The sequence below is a fragment of the Streptomyces sp. NPDC048111 genome (assembly GCF_043202815.1).
Classification (GTDB): domain Bacteria; phylum Actinomycetota; class Actinomycetes; order Streptomycetales; family Streptomycetaceae; genus Streptomyces.
The window spans coordinates 608,337-629,650 of sequence record NZ_JBIDBD010000001.1 but is presented as its reverse complement, the minus strand read 5'-3'; the positions used below and the strand labels follow the sequence as shown (position 1 = coordinate 629,650).

The 21,314-nt window shown below is 72.1% G+C and carries 19 protein-coding genes; 8 read left to right on the top strand and 11 right to left on the bottom strand.

Annotation, left to right across the window (positions count from 1 at the left end; translation table 11 throughout):
• Nucleotides 1–29 precede the first annotated feature (29 nt).
• Nucleotides 30–1,739 (top strand): ricin-type beta-trefoil lectin domain protein, encoded by a 1,710-nt coding sequence (locus ACGF3I_RS02855; protein WP_393128708.1) that lies wholly within the window; start codon nt 30–32, stop codon nt 1,737–1,739.
• Nucleotides 1,740–1,746: 7 nt separating this feature from the next.
• Here the strand turns inward: ACGF3I_RS02855 and ACGF3I_RS02850 are convergent, their stop codons facing one another.
• On the bottom strand, nt 1,747–2,346 hold the full coding sequence (locus ACGF3I_RS02850) for a Type-2Aa cytolytic delta-endotoxin (protein ID WP_393128707.1): 600 nt from the start codon (nt 2,344–2,346) through the stop codon (nt 1,747–1,749).
• A 283-nt stretch (nt 2,347–2,629) separates the two neighbouring features.
• Here ACGF3I_RS02850 and ACGF3I_RS02845 point away from each other — a divergent pair, with 283 nt between their 5' ends.
• The 3 genes from ACGF3I_RS02845 to ACGF3I_RS02835 all read left to right on the top strand — a co-directional run bounded on the left by ACGF3I_RS02845 (nt 2,630) and on the right by ACGF3I_RS02835 (nt 7,313).
• Complete coding sequence (locus tag ACGF3I_RS02845) at nt 2,630–4,117, top strand: aldehyde dehydrogenase family protein (RefSeq protein ID WP_393128706.1); 1,488 nt, start codon at nt 2,630–2,632, stop codon at nt 4,115–4,117.
• Nucleotides 4,118–4,207: 90 nt separating this feature from the next.
• Entirely contained in the window at nt 4,208–5,749 is a 1,542-nt protein-coding gene (locus ACGF3I_RS02840) for an APC family permease (protein WP_393128705.1), read from the top strand.
• Nucleotides 5,730–7,313, top strand: a complete 1,584-nt coding sequence (locus ACGF3I_RS02835) for a GMC family oxidoreductase (RefSeq protein WP_393128704.1) — start codon at nt 5,730–5,732, stop codon at nt 7,311–7,313. The genes ACGF3I_RS02840 and ACGF3I_RS02835 overlap by 20 nt, the downstream gene beginning before the upstream one ends.
• A gap of 49 nt (nt 7,314–7,362) precedes the next feature.
• Here ACGF3I_RS02835 and ACGF3I_RS02830 read toward each other — a convergent pair whose 3' ends face one another.
• Entirely contained in the window at nt 7,363–7,836 is a 474-nt protein-coding gene (locus ACGF3I_RS02830) for an Lrp/AsnC family transcriptional regulator (RefSeq protein WP_393128703.1), read from the bottom strand.
• A 59-nt stretch (nt 7,837–7,895) separates the two neighbouring features.
• On the opposite strand from ACGF3I_RS02830, the gene ACGF3I_RS02825 reads away from it, so the two are divergent.
• A complete protein-coding gene (locus tag ACGF3I_RS02825; protein ID WP_393128702.1) occupies nt 7,896–9,113 on the top strand; it encodes a trans-sulfuration enzyme family protein in 1,218 nt (405 codons plus the stop codon).
• Nucleotides 9,114–9,147: 34 nt separating this feature from the next.
• Here the strand turns inward: ACGF3I_RS02825 and ACGF3I_RS02820 are convergent, their stop codons facing one another.
• Nucleotides 9,148–9,318 (bottom strand): hypothetical protein, encoded by a 171-nt coding sequence (locus ACGF3I_RS02820; RefSeq protein ID WP_393128701.1) that lies wholly within the window; start codon nt 9,316–9,318, stop codon nt 9,148–9,150.
• 590 nt (nt 9,319–9,908) lie between these two features.
• Here ACGF3I_RS02820 and ACGF3I_RS02815 point away from each other — a divergent pair.
• Nucleotides 9,909–12,140, top strand: coding sequence for an RICIN domain-containing protein (locus tag ACGF3I_RS02815; RefSeq protein WP_393128700.1), 2,232 nt, complete (start codon nt 9,909–9,911; stop codon nt 12,138–12,140).
• On the opposite strand, the gene ACGF3I_RS02810 is transcribed toward ACGF3I_RS02815, so the two are convergent.
• Nucleotides 12,137–12,535, bottom strand: a complete 399-nt coding sequence (locus ACGF3I_RS02810; protein WP_393128699.1) for a PPOX class F420-dependent oxidoreductase — start codon at nt 12,533–12,535, stop codon at nt 12,137–12,139. The genes ACGF3I_RS02815 and ACGF3I_RS02810 overlap by 4 nt on opposite strands.
• Nucleotides 12,536–12,766: 231 nt before the next feature.
• On the opposite strand from ACGF3I_RS02810, the gene ACGF3I_RS02805 reads away from it, so the two are divergent.
• Nucleotides 12,767–13,801 (top strand): methyltransferase, encoded by a 1,035-nt coding sequence (locus tag ACGF3I_RS02805; RefSeq protein WP_393128698.1) that lies wholly within the window; start codon nt 12,767–12,769, stop codon nt 13,799–13,801.
• A gap of 17 nt (nt 13,802–13,818) precedes the next feature.
• Here the strand turns inward: ACGF3I_RS02805 and ACGF3I_RS02800 are convergent, their stop codons facing one another.
• The 4 genes from ACGF3I_RS02800 to ACGF3I_RS02785 all read right to left on the bottom strand — a co-directional run bounded on the left by ACGF3I_RS02800 (nt 13,819) and on the right by ACGF3I_RS02785 (nt 16,201).
• Nucleotides 13,819–14,289, bottom strand: a complete 471-nt coding sequence (locus ACGF3I_RS02800; protein WP_393128697.1) for a hypothetical protein — start codon at nt 14,287–14,289, stop codon at nt 13,819–13,821.
• A gap of 79 nt (nt 14,290–14,368) precedes the next feature.
• Complete coding sequence (locus tag ACGF3I_RS02795) at nt 14,369–14,758, bottom strand: hypothetical protein (protein ID WP_393129106.1); 390 nt, start codon at nt 14,756–14,758, stop codon at nt 14,369–14,371.
• Nucleotides 14,759–14,877: 119 nt separating this feature from the next.
• Nucleotides 14,878–15,618, bottom strand: a complete 741-nt coding sequence (locus ACGF3I_RS02790) for an SDR family oxidoreductase (RefSeq protein WP_393128696.1) — start codon at nt 15,616–15,618, stop codon at nt 14,878–14,880.
• A 106-nt stretch (nt 15,619–15,724) separates the two neighbouring features.
• On the bottom strand, nt 15,725–16,201 hold the full coding sequence (locus tag ACGF3I_RS02785; RefSeq protein ID WP_393128695.1) for a MarR family winged helix-turn-helix transcriptional regulator: 477 nt from the start codon (nt 16,199–16,201) through the stop codon (nt 15,725–15,727).
• A 148-nt stretch (nt 16,202–16,349) separates the two neighbouring features.
• Here ACGF3I_RS02785 and ACGF3I_RS02780 point away from each other — a divergent pair, with 148 nt between their 5' ends.
• Nucleotides 16,350–16,766, top strand: a complete 417-nt coding sequence (locus ACGF3I_RS02780; protein WP_393128694.1) for an organic hydroperoxide resistance protein — start codon at nt 16,350–16,352, stop codon at nt 16,764–16,766.
• 17 nt (nt 16,767–16,783) lie between these two features.
• Here ACGF3I_RS02780 and ACGF3I_RS02775 read toward each other — a convergent pair whose 3' ends face one another.
• The 3 genes from ACGF3I_RS02775 to ACGF3I_RS02765 form a co-directional block, all read right to left on the bottom strand.
• Nucleotides 16,784–17,737 (bottom strand): NAD-dependent epimerase/dehydratase family protein, encoded by a 954-nt coding sequence (locus tag ACGF3I_RS02775; RefSeq protein ID WP_393128693.1) that lies wholly within the window; start codon nt 17,735–17,737, stop codon nt 16,784–16,786.
• Between the two features lie 271 nt (nt 17,738–18,008).
• The gene (locus tag ACGF3I_RS02770) at nt 18,009–19,517 is read right to left on the bottom strand and encodes an MFS transporter (RefSeq protein ID WP_393128692.1); all 1,509 of its coding nucleotides are present in this window, start codon (nt 19,515–19,517) and stop codon (nt 18,009–18,011) included.
• 137 nt (nt 19,518–19,654) lie between these two features.
• The gene (locus ACGF3I_RS02765; RefSeq protein WP_393128691.1) at nt 19,655–21,199 is read right to left on the bottom strand and encodes a carboxylesterase/lipase family protein; all 1,545 of its coding nucleotides are present in this window, start codon (nt 21,197–21,199) and stop codon (nt 19,655–19,657) included.
• Between the last annotated feature and the right edge of the window lie 115 nt (nt 21,200–21,314).

The following is a 21,314-nucleotide window of genomic DNA, read 5'->3' as shown; positions in this document are numbered from 1 at the left end:
CGAACGGCCGGGCCAGGAAGGAATCTGTCGTGCCGTCACTTCCTAGCCGGCGCCGGAGACTCGCCGCTCTGCTGGCCGCGCTCCTGGCCGTTCCCCTGGCCGCGACCGGGGCCCTCGCCGCTCCCGGCCCGGCGACACCCGCGGCCCCCGCCCAGAGCCGGCCCCTGGCCGCCACCCCGCCGATGGGCTGGAACAACTGGGCGCACTACATGTGCGACATCAGCGAACAGACCGTGGTGCACAACGCCGACGCACTGGTCTCCACGGGCCTGGCGGGCAAGGGCTACGACACGCTCACCGTGGACGACTGCTGGATGGCCAAGGCGCGCGACGCCGACGGCTCCCTCGTCGCCGATCCGGCGCGCTTCCCGCACGGCATGGCGTGGCTCGGCTCCTATCTGCACGCACGCGGCCTGAAGTTCGGCATCTACGAGGACGCGGGCGCCACCACCTGCGGGGGATACCCCGGCAGCGGACGCCCCAAGGGCGGCGGCCCCGACCACTTCGCCCAGGACACCGCCACGTTCGCGTCCTGGGGCGTGGACTACCTCAAGCTCGACGGCTGCAACCTGGACATCGCGCCCGGCCAGACCAAGGAGGAGGCCTACCGAGAGGCGTACGCCGCCGAGTCGGTCGCCCTGCGGGAGGCGGGGCGCGACATCGTCTTCTCCGAGTCGGCGCCCGCCTACTTCCAGCCGGCCGGTGAGTGGGGCAGTCCCGGCTGGTTCTCCGTCCTGTCCTGGGTGGGGGAGTACGGCCAGCTCTGGCGCGAGGGCAGGGACATCGCGGTGTTCGACCCGCGGAAACCCACCACGAGCCGCTGGTCGAGCGTGCTCGACAACTACGCCTACAACCGCTGGCTCGGTCGCTACGCCCACCCCGGCAACTGGAACGACCCCGACTTCCTGCTGGCCGGCGACCCGGGCCTGACCGCCGAGGAATCCCGCAGCCAGGTCGCGCTGTGGTCGATGATGGCGGCCCCGCTGATCCTGTCCTCCGACGTGGCCGCGCTCACCCCGGCCGGGCTCTCGGCGCTCGGCAACACCGGGCTCGTCGCGATCGACCAGGACCCCCTGGGACGCCAGGCCGGGGTGGTCGCCACCAACGCCACCACCGATGTCCTGGCCCGCCCGCTGGCAGGCGGCGACCGGGCGGTCGCCGTGTTCAACCGGTCCTCCTCGGCGCGATCCGTCTCCACCAGTCTCGCCTCCATCGGCCTGCCGGGCTGCACGGTCAGCGCCAAGAACCTCTGGACCGGGGCGAGTTCGACCACCTCGTCCGCGCTGACCGCGACCGTCCCCGCCCACGGCACCGCGATCTGGCGGCTCACCCCGGGCGGCGGCTGCGCGGAGCCGGTGCCCACCGGGCAGCTCACCGGCAACGGAGCCAACTGCGCGGACGTCGCCGGCAGCGGCACCGCCGACGGCACCCCGGTGATCCTGTATCCCTGCACCGCCAACGCCAACCAGCGCTGGAGCCTCGCCGACGACGGCACGGTCAGGGCGCTCGGCAAGTGCCTGACGCAGAGCGGCTCCCGGGCCGGAGACGCCGCGGTCCTGTCCGCCTGCACGGGCGCGGACGGCCAGCGCTGGAACGCCGACCAGGACGGCAGGCTCGTCAACGCCGGGTCCGGGCTCTGCCTGGACGTCTACGGCGGCGGTACGGCGAGCGGCACCCGGCTGGATACCTGGACCTGCGGCGACCACCAGGCGAACCAGACCTGGGCGCTGCCCGTGTGACGTGCCGTCAGCCGATCGGGGCGAGCTCCTGGCGCACGCTGATGGCGTCGAGGCGGAGCGTGACCGCCGCGGTGTCCTCGGCGCCGAGCGCCAGGAGCCGCGCCCGGTCGGCGGCCACGCCCACCTCGACACGGAAGGCCACGAGATGGAGGCGCTCGCCCGTCTCCTCGTCCTGGAGGGCGAAGAGCAGGTGGTAGAAGTACCGGCTGCCGCCCTCCGGATCGTCCTGCCAGACGAGGTGGGGAGCGCCTTCCTGGGCGCCGAGCCCGAGGAACACCCCGGCGAGCGCGGCATCGGCCCCGGCCCAGAACGCCGGATTGCCGAAGGGCTCGACCAGGGCCTGGCGCACGGCCTGCTTCAGGGTGAGGACCATGACCTGGACCGGCGCGGTCTCCTGGAGTCCGAAGCCGGGGATGATCTTGACGACCGTGCTGTCCGGCAGGGCGCGCGCGGCGGACCGCACCGCCGCGAAGTCGAAGGCGCCGCCGGCCGGCGCGAGGGCCTCCCGGAGCGCCGTCTCGGCGGCCCGGACCGCCTCCCGTGCGCCCGGACCCACTTCGACGACCGTCCTGAAGGCGGCCCTTGTACTGGTGGCCCGGTCAACCATGGCTGCTCCCGCGGGGGTTGAAATGATCGATCAACGACGCGTCAGTATGCCCAAGTGATCCTTCGCGGGCGCAGCGGTCTCACATTCCGTACGGGAAACACCCCCGGGGGAGCGGCCCATTGACCGCGGGTAACCGAACGTCCCGCTGCACACCGCCGTGACCTGCGGCGACCACGGAAAGTGAGGCCCGTCACGTCGGGTGATTTTTTCGGCATGTTCCCCGCATCGCGGGGCAGGGGCGCTGGTGGCCCTGGCCCAGCACCGCAAACGGAGGACCCGACCCATGCCCGAACTCTTCATCGACGGCCGGTGGACGGCCGCCGTCGACGGGCGGACCCGTGAGATCCGGTGTCCCGCCGACGGCACCCTGGTCGCCACCGTCGACGAGGCGGGTCCCCAGGACACCGCCGCCGCCATCGCCGCGGCCCGGACCGCCTTCGACCACGGCCCGTGGCCGAGGACGGCCCCGGCCGAACGAGGCGCGCTCCTGCTGCGCGTCGCGGACCTGCTGGTGCGCGACAAGGAACAGCTCGCCCGCGCCGAGTCCCTGGACACCGGCAAGCGGCTGGTCGAGTCCCGCTACGACATGGACGACATCGCGAACTGCTTCCGCTACTTCGGCCACCTGGTCGCGGCCCAGGACGCGGGGCGCGTCGTGGACACCGGCAACCCGGTCGTCGACAGCCGCGTGGTGCGCGAGCCGGTCGGCGTGTGCGGCCTGATCACGCCATGGAACTACCCGCTCCTGCAGACCGCCTGGAAGGTGGCACCGGCGATCGGCGCGGGCAACACCTTCGTCCTCAAGCCCAGCGAACTCACCCCGCACACCGCCGTCCACCTCATGAAGCTCCTGACCGAGGCGGGCCTTCCGGCGGGCGTCGCCAACCTGGTACTGGGCGCGGGCGCCGAGGCCGGCGCCCCGCTCGCCGAGCACCCCGACGTCGACCTGGTCTCGTTCACCGGCGGCCTGGTCACCGGCCGTCGCATCATGGCGTCCGCCGCGCCCACCGTGAAGAGGGCCGCGCTCGAACTCGGCGGCAAGAACCCCAACGTCGTCTTCGCCGATGTGGCGGCGACCGAGGCGGGCTTCGAGGCGGCCGTGGACAACGCGCTCACCGCCGTCTTCCTGCACTCGGGCCAGGTCTGTTCGGCCGGTACCCGGCTGCTGGTCGAGGACGCGCTGCACGACCGGTTCGTGGACGAACTGGTGCGCCGCGCCCGCCGAATCAGGCTCGGCGGCCCCTTCGACGAGCACGCCGAGACGGGCCCGCTCATCTCCGCCGCCCATCGCGAGAAGGTCGAGGCCTACGTCGCGGCCGGCCTCGCCGAGGGCGCCGTGCTGCGCTGCGGCGGCGAACGTCCCAACTCGGCCGACCTGGAAGGCGGTTACTACTACCCGCCGACCGTCCTCGACGAGTGCCGGGCCGACATGAGCGTGGTGCGGGACGAGTCCTTCGGGCCGGTCCTGACCGTCGAGCGCTTCACCGATGAGGACGAGGCCGTGCGGCTGGCCAACGACACCGTCTACGGGCTGGCCGGCGCGGTGTGGACCACCGATGAGGCACGCGCCCGCCGCGTCGCGGCCGGGCTCCGTCTCGGCACCGTGTGGATCAACGACTTCCACCCGTACGTGCCGCAGGCCGAATGGGGCGGCTACAAGCAGTCCGGCACCGGCCGCGAGCTCGGCCCCGCGGGTCTGGCCGAGTACCAGGAGACCAAGCACATCTGGCGCAACACCGCCCCCGCGCCCCAGGGGTGGTTCGAGAGCTGAGCCGCTGAACCCGGGACCGGCCGCACCCCGTGGGCGGCCGGTCCACCGCACCGTGCCCCTCCTGTATCCCTGCCTATGTGGAGTCTGGTCATGAGCATGACGAAAGATGACGACGATCTCAGGGAGTTCGGTTACAGACCCGAACTCAAGCGCACCCTCGGCAACTTCCACACCTTCGCCGCGGGCATCAGCTACATCTCGATCCTCACCGGAACCTTCCAGCTGTTCTACTTCGGCTTCGGCTTCGGCGGCCCCGCCTACTGGTGGTCCTGGCCGCTGGTGTTCGTCGGCCAGCTGATGGTGGCCCTCTGCTTCGCCGAACTCGCCGCGAAGTACCCGGTCGCCGGCTCGGTCTACAACTGGGCCAAGAAGCTCGGCGGCCCGCACGTCGGCTGGCTGGCCGGCTGGATGATGCTCATCGCCTCCATCGTGTCGATCGCCGCGGTCGCCCTCGCCTACCAGGCGACCCTGCCGCAGATCTCCAAGGTCTTCCAGATCGTCGGCGACGGCACCGGCACCTACGACGTCGCCACCAACGCCGTCATCCTCGCCGCGGTCCTGATCCTCTTCACCACCCTCGTCAACGCCTTCGGCGTCAAGCTGATGGCGCGGATCAACACCGCCGGCGTCTTCCTCGAACTCGTCGCCACCGTCGTGCTGATCGTGCTGTTCGCGGTCCACGTGGTCCGCGGCCCGAGCGTCGTGCTCGACACCCACGGCCACGGCGGCAGCGGCAGCTTCGGCTACATGGGCGCCTTCCTGACCGCCGCCCTCGCCTCCGCCTACGTCATGTACGGCTTCGACACCGCTGCCTCGCTCGGCGAGGAGTCCGTCGACCCCTCCCGCAACGCGCCCCGGGCGATCCTGCGGGCGCTCCTCGCCTCGTTCGTGCTCGGCGGGCTGATCCTGATCCTCGCCCTGATGAGCGTCAGCAGCCTCGACGGCAAGGGCATCACCAGCGACGGCCTCCAGTACGTGGTGCTCGACGTGCTCGGCGACACCGGCGGCAAGCTCATGCTCTGGTGCGTCCTGATCGCCGTTACCGTCTGCGCGCTCGCCGTGCACACCGCGGCCATCCGCCTCGCCTTCGCGATGTCGCGCGACAACAACCTGCCCGCTGCCTCCCTCATGGCCAAGGTCAGCCCGCGCTTCCAGACGCCGGTACTGCCCGCCGTCGTCATCGGCGTCCTGGCCCTGGTGATCCTGCTCGTGAACATCCGCCAGCCGCAGATCTTCTCGGTCGTCACCAGCATCGGCATCATCATGATCTACGTGGCCTACCTCCTGGTCACCCTGCCCATGCTGGTCGCCCGCCTGCGCGGCAAGTGGACCCCGGCCGGCGACGGCAAGTTCTCGCTCGGCCGCTGGGGCCTGCCCGTCAACATCCTGGGTGTCCTGTGGGGCGGCGCGATGACCCTCAACCTGGCCTGGCCGCGCGCCGAGGTCTACAACGCCACCGCGCCCTACCACTGGTACCTGCGCTGGGGCGCCTTCCTCTTCGTCGGAGCCGTCCTGCTCGGCGGCTTCGCCTACTACTGGTTCGTCCAGCGCCACAAGACCGGCGTCCTCGCGAGCCACGCCGCACCGGACAACGAAAGTGAGTCGCAGACCCATGCCCACACAGCCCACTGAATCCCCTGTCGGCGCCGAGGAGTTCGACTACGTCGTGGTCGGCGGAGGCACGGCGGGCAATGTGGTCGCGGCCCGTCTCAGCGAAGACCCCTCGGTCACCGTGTGCGTCCTGGAGGCAGGTCCCTCCGACGTCGGTGACGACAACGTCCTCAAGCTCGACCGCTGGATGGGCCTGCTCGAATCCGGCTACGACTGGGACTACCCCGTCGAGCCGCAGACCCACGGCAACAGCTTCATGCGCCACGCCCGTGCCAAGGTGCTCGGCGGCTGCTCCTCGCACAACTCCTGCATCGCCTTCTGGGCGCCCGCCGAGGACCTCGACGCCTGGGCGGCGGCGGGCTGTACGGGCTGGAGCGCGGCCGACATCTTCCCGCTCTACCGGCGCCTGGAGACCAACGACGCCCCCGGCGACCACCACGGCCGCAGCGGCCCGGTGAAGATCCGCAACGTCACGTCGTCCGACCCGTGCGGTGCGGCGCTCCTGGAGGCGTGTGCCCAAGAGGGCATCCCCACCACGCAGTTCAACGACGCCAGGACCGTGGTCCGGGGCGCCAACTGGTTCCAGATCAACTCCGACGAGAACAACATCCGCCAGTCCTCCTCGGTGGCCTACCTCCACCCCGTGATGGACAAGCGGCCCAACCTCGTCGTGCGCACCGGGGTGCGCGCCAAGAAGCTGCTCATCGACGGCAACCGCCGCTGCACCGGCGCCGAGTACCTCGACCCGGACCTCATCCACACCCGCACCGTCACGGCCCGGCGCGAGGTCATCGTCTCCTGCGGCTCCATCGACACCCCCAAGCTCCTGATGCTGTCGGGCATCGGCCCCGCGGCCCATCTGCGCGAAGTGGGCGTGGACGTCCTGGTCGACGCCCCCGGCGTCGGCGAGAACCTCCAGGACCACCCCGAGGGCGTCATCATGTGGGAGGCCAAGCAGCCCATGACGACGGCCTCCACGCAGTGGTGGGAGATCGGCATCTTCGCGGACACCGAACCCGGCCTGGACCGCCCCGACCTGATGTTCCACTACGGCCAGGTGCCGTTCGACATGAACACCGCCCGCCACGGCTACCCGACCACCGAGAACGCGTTCTGCCTCACCCCCAACGTGACGCAGGCCAAGTCGCGCGGCACCGTGCGGCTGCGCACCCGCGACTACCGCGACAAGCCGATGGTCGACCCGCGCTACTTCACGCACGAGCACGACGAGCGGGTCATGACGTACGGCCTGAAGCTGGCCCGTCGGATCGCGGCCCGGCCCGCGCTGAGCGGCTGGGCGGGCGCCGAACTCGCCCCCGGGCCGGACGTCCGCACCGACGACGAGCTGCTCGACTACATCCGCAAGACGCACAACACCGTCTACCACCCGGCCTCCACGGTGAAGATGGGCGCGGACGACGACGCGATGGCGCCGGTCGACGCCCGCCTGCGGGTCAAGGGCATCGACGGGCTGCGGGTGTGCGACGGCTCGGTCATGCCGGAGCTCGTCACCGTCAACCCGTGCATCACCACGATGGCGATCGGCGAGAAGTGCGCCGACCTCCTGAAGGCCGACGCGCGCTGAGCCCCCAAGGCCGGTTCCGGGGGCTCAGCACGGGTGCCCGGAACCGGCCCTAGGTCGGCGGCAGCAGGGGACCGCAGTCCCACTGCTGGAAGATGAGACGGGTCTCCACCCGGGCCACCTCGGGGCGCGAGGTGAACTCGTCCAGGACGAGCCGCTGGAGATCGGCGGTGTCCGCCACCGTCACGTGCACCAGATAGTCGTCCGGCCCCGTCAGATGGAACAGCGCCCGGGACTCCGGCAGCGCCCTGACCCGCTCCACGAACGGGCCGATCAGGTCGCGCCGGTGCGGACGCACCTGTACGGACAGCAGCGCCTGGAGGCCCCGGCCCAGCTTCGCCGGATCGACGCGCAGCTGATAGCCGAGGATCACCCCGGTGCGCCGCAGCCGGGCCACACGGTCCAGGCAGGTGGAGGGCGCCACGCCCACCTCGGCGGCGAGATCGCGGTAGGTCGTGCGTGCGTCGTTCTGCAGAAGCCGCAGAATGTGCAGATCCACCGGGTCCAGTACGACGGATTCGGACATGGCCCGAACGTTACACGGGCCGTGGCTCCCGCGGGCCGCCCACTGTTCACAGTGGACCCATGGACGCCGACACCACACCTGTGGACGCCAGAGCCGTGGACACCCTCGCCGTGCACGCCGGCCGCGAAGACCTCGCCGGTCTCGGACTGCACGTTCCCCCCATCGATCTGTCCACCACCTATCCGTCGTACGACAGCCGCGGTGAAGCGGCCCGGATCGACGCCTTCGCCGCCACCGGCGAGGAGCCCGAGGGCCCGCCGGTCTACGGCCGCCTCGGCAACCCCACCGTCGCCCGCTTCGAGACCGCGCTCGCCCGCCTGGAGGGCACCGAGTCCGCCGTCGCCTTCGCCAGCGGCATGGCCGCGCTGTCGGCGGTCCTGCTCGCCCAGCACGCCACGGGCCGCCGGCACGTGGTGGCGGTGCGCCCCCTGTACGGATGCAGCGACCACCTGCTGACCGCGGGCCTGCTCGGCACCGAGGTCACCTGGGCCGACCCGGCGGACGTGGCAGGGGCGATCCGCCCCGACACCGCCCTGGTCATGGTGGAGAGCCCGGCCAATCCGACGCTCGCGGAGGTCGACCTCGCGGCGCTCGCCGAAGCCTGCGGCACGGTGCCGCTGCTCGTCGACAACACCTTCGCCACACCGGTGCTCCAGCGGCCGGTGGAGAGCGGCGCCCGCCTGGTCCTGCACAGCGCGACGAAGTACCTCGGCGGCCACGGGGACGTCCTCGGCGGCGTCGTCGCCTGCGACGAGGCCTTCGCCCGCAGGTTGCGCCAGATCCGCTTCGCCACCGGCGGGGTGCTGCACCCGCTCGCCGGCTATCTGCTGCTGCGCGGCCTCGCGACCCTGCCGGTACGGGTCAGGGCCGCGTCCGCGACCGCGGCCGGGCTCGCGGCGCGGCTCGCGTCCGACCCGCGCGTGCTGCGCGTCCACTATCCGAAGATCGGCGGCGCCATGGTCGCCTTCGAGACGCTCGCCGACCCGCACGAGGTGATCGCCCGGGTGCGGCTGATCACCCCGGCCGTCAGCCTCGGCAGCGTGGACACGCTGATCCAGCACCCCGCCTCGATCAGCCACCGCATCGTGCCCGAGGACGACCGCACCGCCTCCGGCGTCAGCGACCGGCTGCTGCGCATGTCGGTCGGGCTGGAGGACGCCGGTGATCTGTGGCAGGACCTGGACCAGGCCCTGGGTGAGTCACTGGCAACCCAGCCCGTCCACAAGGGAGTTCGCACCCTGGAGGTTCCGCAGCAGCCGCACCTCGCCGACGCGTGAACCACCGGCCCGGCCGCCGAGCGGTGGCCGGGCCTCAGCCCCGCGTCGTGTTCCGGCTGAACTCGTCCTTGCCGAAACCGTCCCAACTGACCTCCAGCTTGGCCCCGTTGAGCCGGGCGGTGCCCTTGGTGCGGGTGGTGTCGCCGTCCGTACAGGTGAGTCGCACGTCGCCGTCCCGGCGGCGCCGCTCGTCGTTCCGCTGCACAGGTGCTCCCCGAGCACGGAGGCGGCCTTGCCCTTGATGACGAGCGCGACCGGCTTGTTCCGCGTCACCGCGACCCAGTTGCCGTCGAGGCCCCCGGACGCAGGCGTCGCCCCGCCCGAAGCGCCATCTCCCTTGCCCTGACCGGGAGTTGAAGCCCCGCCCTGACCGGGCGGCTTCGAGGCGCCCGCGCCCGCGCCGTCCGTCGGCGTCCCGCCCGACGCCTGCCCCGATGCCCGGGCCGACGGCTTGTCCGACGCCTTGTCCGATCCCTCGCTCGTGCAGCCCGACATGATCAGGACGGCGGCGAGCCCCACACAGGCGAGGCCGGTGGTACGCGAGAAGCTGTGCACTGCTGATCGTCCCCTTGCGACGCGCTTTCCGGACGCGTCAAGCTACCAGCCGCCCGCCGGGCACACCCGGACTTCTTCTGTTCCTGAACTCTTGACGGGCTCGCCGCACCCTCCTAACTTCACACCTTGAAGAAAGCCGTGAACCCCGTGCGTCGCACAGGACGCCCCTTCCCCGCACCTCGTAACTCCTCCCGTACACCCCCCACTTACTCCGTGCACCCCGCGGTACAGGAGAGACGTATGAGAACACCCCGACCCTTCGGCCCGCCCGCGCCCGGACGCCGGCGCCGTCCTGCCGCACCGGCGCCGCTGCTCGCCCTCGGCGCCCTGCTCGCCTCCCTCGTGTCCGCCACGGCGCTCGCCCCGGCCGCGCAGGCGGCCGACCTGCCGACCGGGTGGGTCACCGTGGCCGCCCGCAACAGCGGCAAGTGCGTGGACGCGGCGTCGGCCGGCACCGCCGACGGCACGGCCGTCCAGCAGTACGCCTGCAATGCGAGCGCCGCGCAGCAGTGGCGCTTCCAGGCGACCGGCGACGGCTACGTCCGCGTCGACAACCGCAATGACACGAGCAAGTCCTGGGACGTCACCGACGTGTCGACGGCCGACGCGGCGCCCGTCCAGCTGTGGACGTACGGCGGCGGAGCCAACCAGCAGTGGCTGCCGGTGGCCGAAGCGGGCGGCGCCTACCACTTCGTGAACCGCAACAGCGGCAAGTGCCTCGACGTACCCGGGGCGTCCACCGCCGACGGCGCCCGGATGCAGCAGTACGCCTGCAACGGAAGCGCGGCCCAGTCCTTCGCCGTGGACCCCGTGGACGGCACCCAACCGCCCGCGGGGACACCGGACTTCGGGCCCAACGTCAGCGTCTTCGACCCCTCGATGTCCGCGTCCGCGATCCAGAGCCGGCTCAACCAGGTCTTCGCCCAGCAGGAACAGAACCAGTTCGGCACGCAGCGCTACGCCCTGCTGTTCAAGCCCGGCACCTACAGCGCCGACGCCAACGTGGGCTTCTACACCCAGGTCGCGGGCCTCGGCCTGTCCCCGGACGACGTCACCATCAACGGCGCCGTACACGCCGAGGCGGACTGGTTCCAGGGCAACGCCACCCAGAACTTCTGGCGCTCCGCCGAGAACCTCTCCGTCAACCCCACCGGCGGCAGCGACCGCTGGGCCGTCTCACAGGCCGCGCCCTACCGGCGCATGCACGTACGCGGCAACCTCCAGCTCGACGACGGCGGCTGGTCGAGCGGCGGGTTCATCGCCGACTCCAGGATCGACGGCCAGGTGCGCTCCGGCTCCCAGCAGCAGTGGCTCTCGCGCAACACCCAGTGGGGCAGCTGGAGCGGCTCCAACTGGAACATGGTGTTCGTCGGCGACGTCAACGCACCCGCGAACACCTTCCCCAACCCGCCCTACACCACGGTCGCCACCGCACCCGTGACCCGCGAGAAGCCCTTCCTCTACGTGGACGGCGCGGGCGCGTACAAGGTGTTCGTGCCGGCCGCCCGCACCGACACCCGGGGCACCACCTGGTCCGGCGGCAGACAGGCCGGCGGCTCGCTGGGCATCGACACCTTCTTCATCGTCAAGCCCGGCGCCAGTGCCGCCTCCATCAACCAGGCCCTGGCCCAGGGCAAGAACCTGCTGTTCACACCCGGCGTCTACCACCTCGACCAGACCCTGAACGTGAACCGCGCGGACACCGTCGTGCTCGGCCTCGGGCTCGCCACCCTGGTCCCCGGCAACGGCATCACCGCGATGGACGTCGCCGACGTGGACGGGGTGAACGTGGCCGGCCTGCTCATCGACGCGGGCACCGTCAACTCCGCGACCCTGATGCGGGTCGGCCCGGGCGGAGCGTCCGCCCGGCACGGCGCCGACCCGATCTCGCTGCACGACGTGTTCTTCCGGATCGGCGGCGCGGGCGTCGGCAGGGCCACCCAGAGCCTCGTCGTCAACAGCTCCGACGTCATCGGCGACCACATGTGGCTGTGGCGGGCCGACCACGGCAGCGGCGTGGGCTGGACCAGCAACACCGCCGCCAACGGGCTCGTGGTCAACGGCACCGACGTCACCATGTACGGCCTGTTCGTCGAGCACTACCAGCAGCACCAGGTCATCTGGAACGGCAACGGAGGACGCACCTACTTCTTCCAGAACGAGATGCCCTACGACCCGCCGAACCAGAGCGCCTGGATGAACGGCTCGACCCGCGGCTACGACGCCTACCAGGTGGCGCCGGGCGTGACGAGCCACGAGGCGTGGGGGCTCGGCAGCTACTGCTTCTTCAGCGCCAACCCCTCGGTGGTGGCCGAGCGGGCCTTCGAGGCGCCGGCCGCCGCCGGGGTCCGCTTCCACGACATGGTGACGGTCTCGCTCGGCGGCACCGGCACCATCAACCACGTCATCAACGGCAACGGAGGCCCCTCCAACTCGGCGAACAACGTGGCCGACCTGGTCGCGGGGCCCTAGGGTCCGGGCCGGACGTCCAGAGTGATCCGGACGGCCACCGTGCCGCTCGCGCCGCGCCGCAGCCGGCTGCCGAGCAGGGTGAGCCGTCCGAGCACCCCGTACTTGCGGCGCAGCAGCCTCCGGACGTTCCCGGCGGCTGCCGCGTCGCAGATCACGGCCGTCGCGGGGTGCTGCTCCCCGGTCGGACGGCCGCGCACGTCGCACGGGCCGGCCAGGACCCCGGACCGGTTGCGGATGCGCTTGACCTTCCAGGAGTCGGCGACCGTCCAGATCATCAGGGCGTCGCCGTCCCGGACCACCCACACCGGGGTGGCGACCCCCGTGCCGTCCTTCTTGTACGTGGTGACGAGCAGGTACTTGCCGGCTCCGAGCCGGTCCAGCACGTCGGCGGACATGGCGCCATCCTCGGGTCGTCGAAGCGGATGAGGCCTTTGTAGCAGGTCGTCGCCGCGGGTGGTGCGAACCGGCCACCCAGGGCCCGCCCGACGGGGCGCCCGTGTCCGGAAGGCGACTTGACGGCCCCGCGCCCGGCCGAAACACACGCACGGGCGGCGCGCGCACTGCACGATGTGACGGCAGTCCACAGCCGTGACACCGGCACTCCCGCGTGACGACAGGAGCACCCGTTGGCGACCAGCCCGGACCACCCGACGCCCTCCGCCGCTTCGGCCGGCCCCTCCCCGCTCAACCAGCTGTTGTACGGCCACATCTACTCGGCGTCGGTCCGCGCGGTGGCGGTGCACCGCATCGCCGACCGCCTCGCCGAGGGGGCCCGCACCCCCGACGAGCTGGCCGACGAGGCCAATCTGCACGCGGACTCGCTGCGGCGGGTCCTGCGGCTCCTCGCGATGCACGGCCTGTTCACCCAGGACGAGAAGGGCGCCTACGGGCTGACCGACGCGGGCCGGCTCCTGCGCAGCGACGTACCGGGTTCACAGCACGGGGCGGCCCTGTTCATCACCGACGAGATGCTCCGCCGGGCCTCCTACGGCATCACGGACGTCCTGCGTACGGGCGAGACGCCCTTCGCGACGGCGTACGGGCGCCCCTTCTTCGAGCATCTGGCGGCCACGCCCGAGGCACGCGACCTCTTCGACGCCGGCATGGCCTCCCTGTCCGGCCGCGTCGTGGAAGCCGTCGCGGGGAGTTACCCGTTTCCGGACCACGGGACCGTCGTCGACGTCGGCGGCGGCCGGGGCGGCTTCCTGCGCGCGGTCCTCACCCGCGAACCCGGGCTCGACGGCGTCCTGTTCGACCGTCCCGACACCGTCGGCGACCATGTGCTCGACACCGATGAACTCCGGGGCCGCTGGAGCGTGACGGGCGGCGACTTCTTCTCGGAGGTACCGGCCGGCGGCGATCTGTACCTGCTCAAGAACATCCTGCACGACTGGGACGACGAGGACTGCCTGCGCATCCTGGGCGCCGTCCGCAGGGCCGCGGCCCCGGGCCGCCGCCTTCTGGTGGTCGACGCCGTCCTGCCCGACAACGGGGACGCGCACCCCGCGGTGGAACTCGACATGATCATGCTGATGGTCCTGAAGGGCAGGGAGCGCACCGCCGCGGAGTTCGAGCGCCTGCTCACCCGGTCCGGCTTCCGTCTGAGCCGTGTCCTGCCGACCCCGTCCCTGTCGTCGATCATCGAGGCGGAGGCGGTCTGAGCGGTCCCGGATCGCCGTCAGCCGACGCCGACCGCGTTGCGCACGCACAGGACGACGACGCCGAGCAGGGCGAGAATGATCAGCCAGGACGCGAAACCGGTGTGCCGGGCGCGGCGCACCGGCCGCGCGGGCCGCTCCGCGCGGGACCGCCCGGGCCGGCCTTCGCGCCGCGCCCGGCCGGACCCGGCGTGCACGGGTTCGGCCGCGGTCTCGGCGAGCAACTTCCGGCAGACGGCGGCGAGTTCACCCGTGCTGCCGGTGAGCGCAGCCACCGTCTCCGAGCGGGCCGGGGCGGTGGTGCCGCCGTCCAGGATCCGGCCCGCCCTGATCAGGACCTGGTCCTTGCCGCCGGTGGGGGAGAGGCTGATCCAGCGCTCGACGTGCGCGCCCCGGATGACGACACTGCCCGACCGCTCCCGGTAGAGCGTGTGCTCCCGCCACAGCAGCCGGGCCAACTCGTCCGCCGTGTCCCGCAGTTGTGCACTCATGTTTCCCCCCACGCCCCCGACCTTCGAACAAGCATCGCACTCTAGCCAAAGTCGTGGAGCCCCGCGAACCGGGCGTGACTCACCCCGCCGGTTCGACCTCCAGGTAGTGGTGGCGGCGCGCCCCGCGGTACTCCAGGGCCACCCACCCCGCCTCGCGCAGCACGGCGGCGCACCGCCGCAACTCCTCCCGGGCCGCGTACTCGGCGCCGCTGCCGGGCGGCCCGAGCCACTCCACGCGGACGGCCCCGCCACCGTCGGGGGCGCTGACGCGGTAGCCCGTGGCACACCGGGCGCCGTCGGAGCCGACGGCCGAAACGTCGATACCCGCCGCCTCCAGGGCCAGCGCGACGGCCCGCACCGGCCGCAGCCGCTCCCACGGCGCCGGGCCCGGGGCGCCGAGCACCCGGCGGATGGTGCGCAACCCCTCGAACGCGGCGCGCACGGCGGCCGTCCGCTCGGGGCCGGCCATGACCGGCCCGTCGCCCGTGGCCGCCTCGAACGGCTCCGCGCTCCCGCCGATCCCGTCCACGTGTCCACCTCCTCGAACTCCCTTACCGGCCCCGGCCGTTGGGGGCCGGGCGCCCGGGGCTACCGTCCGCCCGCCACCCGCAGGATGGTGCCCGTCGTGTACGAGGCGTCCGGCGACAGCAGCCAGGCGATGGCGGCGGCGACCTCGGCCGCCTCGCCGGGACGGCCGAGCGGGACGGCGCCGGCCATTCTGGCCGCGCGGCCGGGGTCTCCCATGGCGGCGTGCATGTCGGTGTCGATGACGCCCGGGGCCACCGCGTTGACCCGGATGCGGTCCGGGCCGAGCTCCTTGGAGAGCCCGACGGTCAGGGCGTCGATCGCCGCCTTCGACGCCGCGTAGTGGACGTAGTCGCCGGGACTGCCGAGGGTGGCCGCGGCGGAGGAGACGTTGACGACGGCTCCGCCGCCACCGGCCGCGAAGTCCCGGGCCGCCCGCCGGCAGGCGAGCAGGGCCCCGAGGAGGTTCACGTCGAGGACGCGGCGCAGGTCCTCGGTACGGGCATCGGCGAGACGGCCGAGCGGGCCGGTGACGGCGGCGTTGTTCACCAGCCCGGTGACCGGGCCCAGTTGCTCGGCGGCCACGTCGAACAGCCGCTCCACGTCCGCCTCTTGAGAGGTGTCGGCCCGTACGGTGACACAGCGGGCGCCGGCCGACCGCACCGCGTCGGCCACTTCCCGCGCGGCCGCTTCGTCGCGGACGTAGCCGACCGCGAGGTCGTGCCCGTCGGCGGCGAGGCGACGACAGGTCGCCGCCCCGATTCCCCGGCTGCCCCCGGTGACGATGGTGACCGGACGTGTCACGCGCTGCCTCCCCTGCTCCCGTGGACGTACCGCTGGTCCGTACGTCCTTCGCGATCAAGTCCTATCACTGCGCGGCGCGGCGCCCCGCGCCGTGTCGGCGCGCACGTCAGGACTGGTCCGCTGCCGCCGCGTCGAGGCTCTCGGTCAGGGTGGCCAGCAGGGTGCGCAGGGTGTGGAAGTCCTCCGCGGGGAGGCCGACGGCGCGGGCGATGCCCCGGGGCACGGCCTGTGCCCGCTCGCGCAGGGCCGTGCCCTGCCGGGTGAGGCGGACGGTGACCGAGCGCTCGTCCGCGCGGCTGCGGTGCCGCTCCACGAAGCCGGCCGCCTCCAGGCGCTTGAGCAGCGGCGACAGCGTCCCGGAGTCGAGCCGCAGTTTCTCGCCGATGCTCTTGACCGGCAGTTCGCCGTGCTCCCACAGCGTCAGCATCACGAGGTACTGCGGATACGTCAGGCCCAGATCCTTCAGGAGCGTGCGGTAGACGCCGTTGAAGGCGCGCGAGGCCGCGTGCAGCGAGAAGCAGAGCTGGAGGTCGAGCCGCAGGTAGTCCTCGTCGTGCGGGCGGGCGGGGGGCGTGGTCACCATGCGCTCCAGGCTAGCACCGCGCCATTTAGTTGTGCACAACTTAATTGTGTGCTTCAGTTGTCGCAGGACAGCCGAGGCTTCCCCGGTGCGGAGCCGCAGTGACTCCGTACGCAGACTCCGTACGCACGGACACGAGAGGACCGATCCCATGGACGCGCTCTACACCGCAGTGGCGACCGCCAACGGCCGCGAGGGCCGCACCGTCAGCTCCGACGGCCGGCTCGACCTGCCGCTCGCCTTCCCGCCCGCCCTCGGCGGCAACGGCGAGGGCACCAACCCCGAGCAGCTCTTCGCCGCGGGGTACGCGGCCTGCTTCGCCAGCGCGATGGGGTCGGTGGCGCGTCAGCTGAAGCTCGACGTCAAGGACGTGTCGGTGACCGCCGAGGTCGGTATCGGCAAGGACCCGGCCGACGGAGGCTTCGGCATCGGCGTGGTCATGCGCGTCGAGCTCCCCTCCCACCTGGAGGGGGAGAGCGGCGAGAAGCTCGTCGAGCTGACCCACGCCGCCTGCCCGTACTCCAAGGCCACCCGCGGCAACATCCCGTTCGAGATCGTCATCGAGTAGCGTGCCCGGCGCCGGGCTCAGGCGCTCTTCGCCAGCAGGCCGCGGTACCACGCCAGCGTCGCGTCCAGGGTGTCGCCCATCGTGAACGGTGCGGTGCGGAAGGCCGCCTCGAACGCGCCGGAGTGCATGATCTGCGGTTCGGTGTGCTGGTAGAACATCTCCGCGTACGCGCCCATGAAGACCTCGTCGAACGGGCCGAAGGGACGCGGCCCGTCCAGATTGACGATCTTCAGCGGCCGGCCGACCCGCTCCTCGACCATCCCCAGCACCTCGCGGGTGGTCAGGGCGGAGGCGGTGGGCAGGTGCCAGACGCGGCCGTCGCCGTGCGGGCTCTCGCCGAGGGTGGCGAGCCCGGCGGCCACCGAGCGGATGTCGGTGTAGCTGTGCGGCAGATCGATGTCGCCCAGGGTCAGCACCTCGCCGCCCGTCAGAGCGCCGGGAAAGACCGCGGCACCGAGCGTCGAGTTGAGGACGCCGGGCCCGACGAAGTCGGCGGAGCGGCCGAGCACCACCGAGGCGCGGGCGTCGCGGTGGGCCGCCAGGTAGATCTCGTCGAGCTCGGCCCGCATCCGGCCCTTGTCGCTGGTGGCGCGCCACGGGGTGTCCTCGGTCATCACCTCGCCGTGCGTCCGGCCGTACGGGTAGAGCGTGTCGAGCACGACCAGTCGTGCGCCCTCCGCCTCGACCGCGCCGAGCACCGCCCGCTGGACACGGGGCATCACCTCGACCTGGAGCTGGTAGGCGACGTTCACGCAGTGGTAGACGACTCCGGCTCCGTGAACGGCGGCAGCGGCGCCCTCCGCCGTGGAGACGTCGCCCCGCATCCGGTCGACGCCCGCCACGTCGGGGCCCGTGCCGGACCGGTCGACGAGGCGGACCGGGTGGCCGCGGTGGGCCAGCTCGGCGGCGAGCGCGGTGCCGGCCGGACCCGAGCCGAGGACCACGTGGAGGTTGCTCTCGGTGTGTGCCATGACGTCTCCCCTGCATGCGGACGCTCGTCGCGCCCGGCATTGTTATGTACTGTGCCGTTAGTTAGAGACTGTAACGCTCGTGATGATGCGACGCAATAGGGGCCGCGCGGGTGATCCCGAGCGGCCCCTCGGCGCCGCCCCGAGGCGTACGCGGGCAGCAAAAAGCGGGCGGTGGCTTTCGCGCACCGCCCGCTCTCACTCCTGTCTCCGGGTCGGCTCCCGCCGCTCGGACCGGGCCGGCGCCCGCGGGCGCCGACCGGCCGTTCCTTGCTCAGGCCGCCGGAGCCCCCGGCGGCGTCGTGCCCTCACCCGCGGCGGCGAGCTTCGCCGACAGGGGAGCGGCGATGTCCTCCAGGGACTTGCCCTCGGCGTCGACCGCCAGGAAGGCGGCCACCACTCCGGCCGCGGTCATCAGGGCCGCGCCGATGCTGAACGCGAGGACCGCGTCGCCCACCACCCCGCTGGAGGTCAGCGCCGAGAAGACCAGGGGGCCGGAGATGCCGCCCGCCGCCGTGCCGATGGCGTAGAAGAAGGCGATGGCCATCGCCCGGGTCTCCATCGGGAAGATCTCGCTGACGGTCAGGTAGGCGGAACTGGCCCCCGCCGACGCGAAGAACAGCACCACACACCAACATGCCGTCATCGTGGTGGCGTTGAGCCAGTTCTGGGCGAAGAGCCACGCGGTCACGAAGAGCAGGAGTCCCGACAGCACATAGGTGCCGGCGATCATCTTGCGCCGGCCCACGGTGTCGAAGAGCTTGCCGAGGAACAGGGGCCCCAGGAAGTTGCCGAAGGCGATCACGGCGAAGAAGTAGCCGGTGGTTCCGCTGGAGACGTCGAAGAACTTCACCAGGATCGAGCTGAACCCGAAGGTGATCGCGTTGTACAGGAACGCCTGACCGATGAAGAGCGAGAACCCGAGCACCGCCCGCTTGGGGTACGAACCGAAGAGCGTCCGGGCGATCTCGAAGAAGCCCACGCTCTCGCGCTGCTCGATGGTGATCGAGCTGCCCGGCTCCGGCAGGCGCTTGCCGGTCTCCTCCTCCACCTCGTGCTCGACGTCGTCGAGGAGCTGTTCCGCGCCCTCCTCCTTGCCGTGGATGAACATCCAGCGCGGGCTCTCCGGCACATGGCGGCGCACCAGCAGGATCACCAGGCCGAGCACCACACCGAGCGCGAAGGTCAGGCGCCAGCCGATGTCCTTGGGCAGGATGTCGGTGTTCAGGGCGAGCACCGACAGCAGTGCCCCGCCCATCGCACCGAGCCAGTAGCTGCCATTGATGATGAGGTCCACCCGGCCGCGGTACTTGCTCGGGATCAGCTCGTCGATGGCCGAGTTGATGGCCGCGTACTCGCCGCCGATGCCGAAGCCGGTGAGGAAGCGGAACAGGAAGAACCACCAGGCCGAGAAGGACAGCGCGGTCATGGCGGTGGCCGCGAGATACACCGCGAGGGTCACCAGGAACAGCTTCTTGCGTCCGAACCGGTCGGTCAGCCAGCCGAAGAACAGCGCCCCCGCGCAGGCGCCGGCCACATACAGCGCGGCGCCCAGGCCGGTGACCTGGGCGTCGGTGATGGCGAGCCCGCTGCCGTCCTCCGAGAGCCGGCTCGCGATGTTGCCCACGACGGTGACTTCCAGACCGTCCAGGATCCATACGGTGCCGAGGCCGATCACGATCATCCAGTGCCAGCGCGACCAGGGCAGCCGGTCCAGTCTGGCCGGTACGGAGGTCGTGATGGTCCGCGGCCCCGTACCGGGGCCCTGCACCGCACCGCTCATGAACTGCCTCCTGCCGCCGCGAGCCGAAACGCACCTGCCGGACGCGAGTACCCGGCGTTCACCGGACATACTCCCCGCAAGCACGCGCCCGTCGTCGGACCCGCAGGGCGCGGCGCGCCCACCGTTCGTGACGGGTCTCAGGAGGTAGGCAGGGGAGTCGACCCCGGCGTCAACTCCAGGGGGGCGAAGCCGTGGTGGGCCCAGATCCGGCGCGAGACCTCCTGCGGGTAGGGCACGGTACGCGGCTGGTCGGCGAACACGTGGGTCAGCCGTTCGCCGGGCCGGTAGGGCGCCCAGCCGGGGTCGCCGTGCGCGGCGAACGCGGTCCAGGCGCGGCCCATCGCCTCCGAGACGGCCCAGGCCTCCTCCGACGGCTCCTCGCCGAGCACCATGGTGGCCATCCCGCCGCGCAGCGTCCCGAAGACGAGGGGCACGTCGAGACCGTGGCAGGCGCCGAGCGCTCCGCCGAACGCGGGTGCCTCCCAGGCCAGTTCGTAGGCGTACGTGGTGCCGCCGCCCAGCGCGTGGGCCTCTGCCAGGTGCTGGCTCGGCATCCGGAACAGCCAGTCCGACATGACCAGGGTCTGAAGGGTGGTCGGGTCGGCGTCCGGATGGCCCGCGCGGTAGCCGGCCGCACCCTCGCTCCCCGGCGCGAACCTGGCCAGTGTGGTGTCGGCCTCCTCCTGGGTGACCTTTCCCGCGCGGCCCGCCATCACGGTGAACAGCCGCGCCTCGTCCCGGGTGTGCCCCGCGATCAGCTCGACGTCCGAGCCGACGCCCGCGCGCAGCGCCTCCCACGGAGAAAGGGGCAGCACCTCGCCGTCGACCACCGGTGAGAACGGCAGATGGGCGTGGGCGATCAGGCCCCAGCGCGCCGCGTGGCCCGTAATGCCTTCGAGCACGGCGTCCGCCGCGTCCCGCAGCGTCCTGGGTGCCACCGGGGCCAGGGCGTCCAAGGTGGCCGGCAGACCCAGTTCCGCCGCCACCCGGGTGCCGACGTCGGCGGCCAGCTCCGGGCTGAACACGGTGCCCGGCACGCTCTGGGCCACGGCCCGGTGGAAGAGGCCGGCCGCCCTGGGCATGGCGAGCAGCGCCGCGACGGCGCCGGCGCCCGCCGACTCGCCGAACACGGTGACCCGGCCCGGGTCGCCGCCGAACCGCGTGATGTTGTCGCGCACCCACTCCAGCGCGGCCACCTGGTCGAGCAGCGCCCGGTTGGGCACCGCCCCCGCGAAGTGGCCGTACCCCTCGGCCCCCACCCGGTGGTTGAAGGTCACCACCACCGCGCCCCGGCGGGCCAGTGCGGTGCCGTCGTAGGTGGGTTCGTCGGCCGAGCCGACCACATAGGCGCCGCCGTAGATCCACACCAGGACCGGCAGCCGGGCGGCGGGGCCCGGGTCGGGGGACCACACGTTCACCGTCAGCCACGCGTCGTCGTCACTCAGGTTCTCGGGCCCGGAGCCGAAGCCCAGGGCCAGGGACTGCGGTGGGGTGGGCCCGAACGCGACCGCCTCGCGGACGCCGTCCCACGGCAGGGCGGGCGCGGGCGGTGCCAGGTGCAGGGGGCCGACCGGCGGCTGGGCGAACGGGATGCCGCGGAAGACGGCCATGCCGTCCGCCATGCGTCCGCGGACGGTTCCGGAAGTCGTACGGATCTCGGGTGCGCGGGTGGGGTCGGTCATGCGATGTCCCTTCTCGGCGGCGGGACTCCACGATACGGAGGCGACGAGCAGGGGGTCTGGGCGGGGGTTCCGGGCGGGGGAGGTGATGCTCTGCCTCAACCGTGCCGCGTGCGGG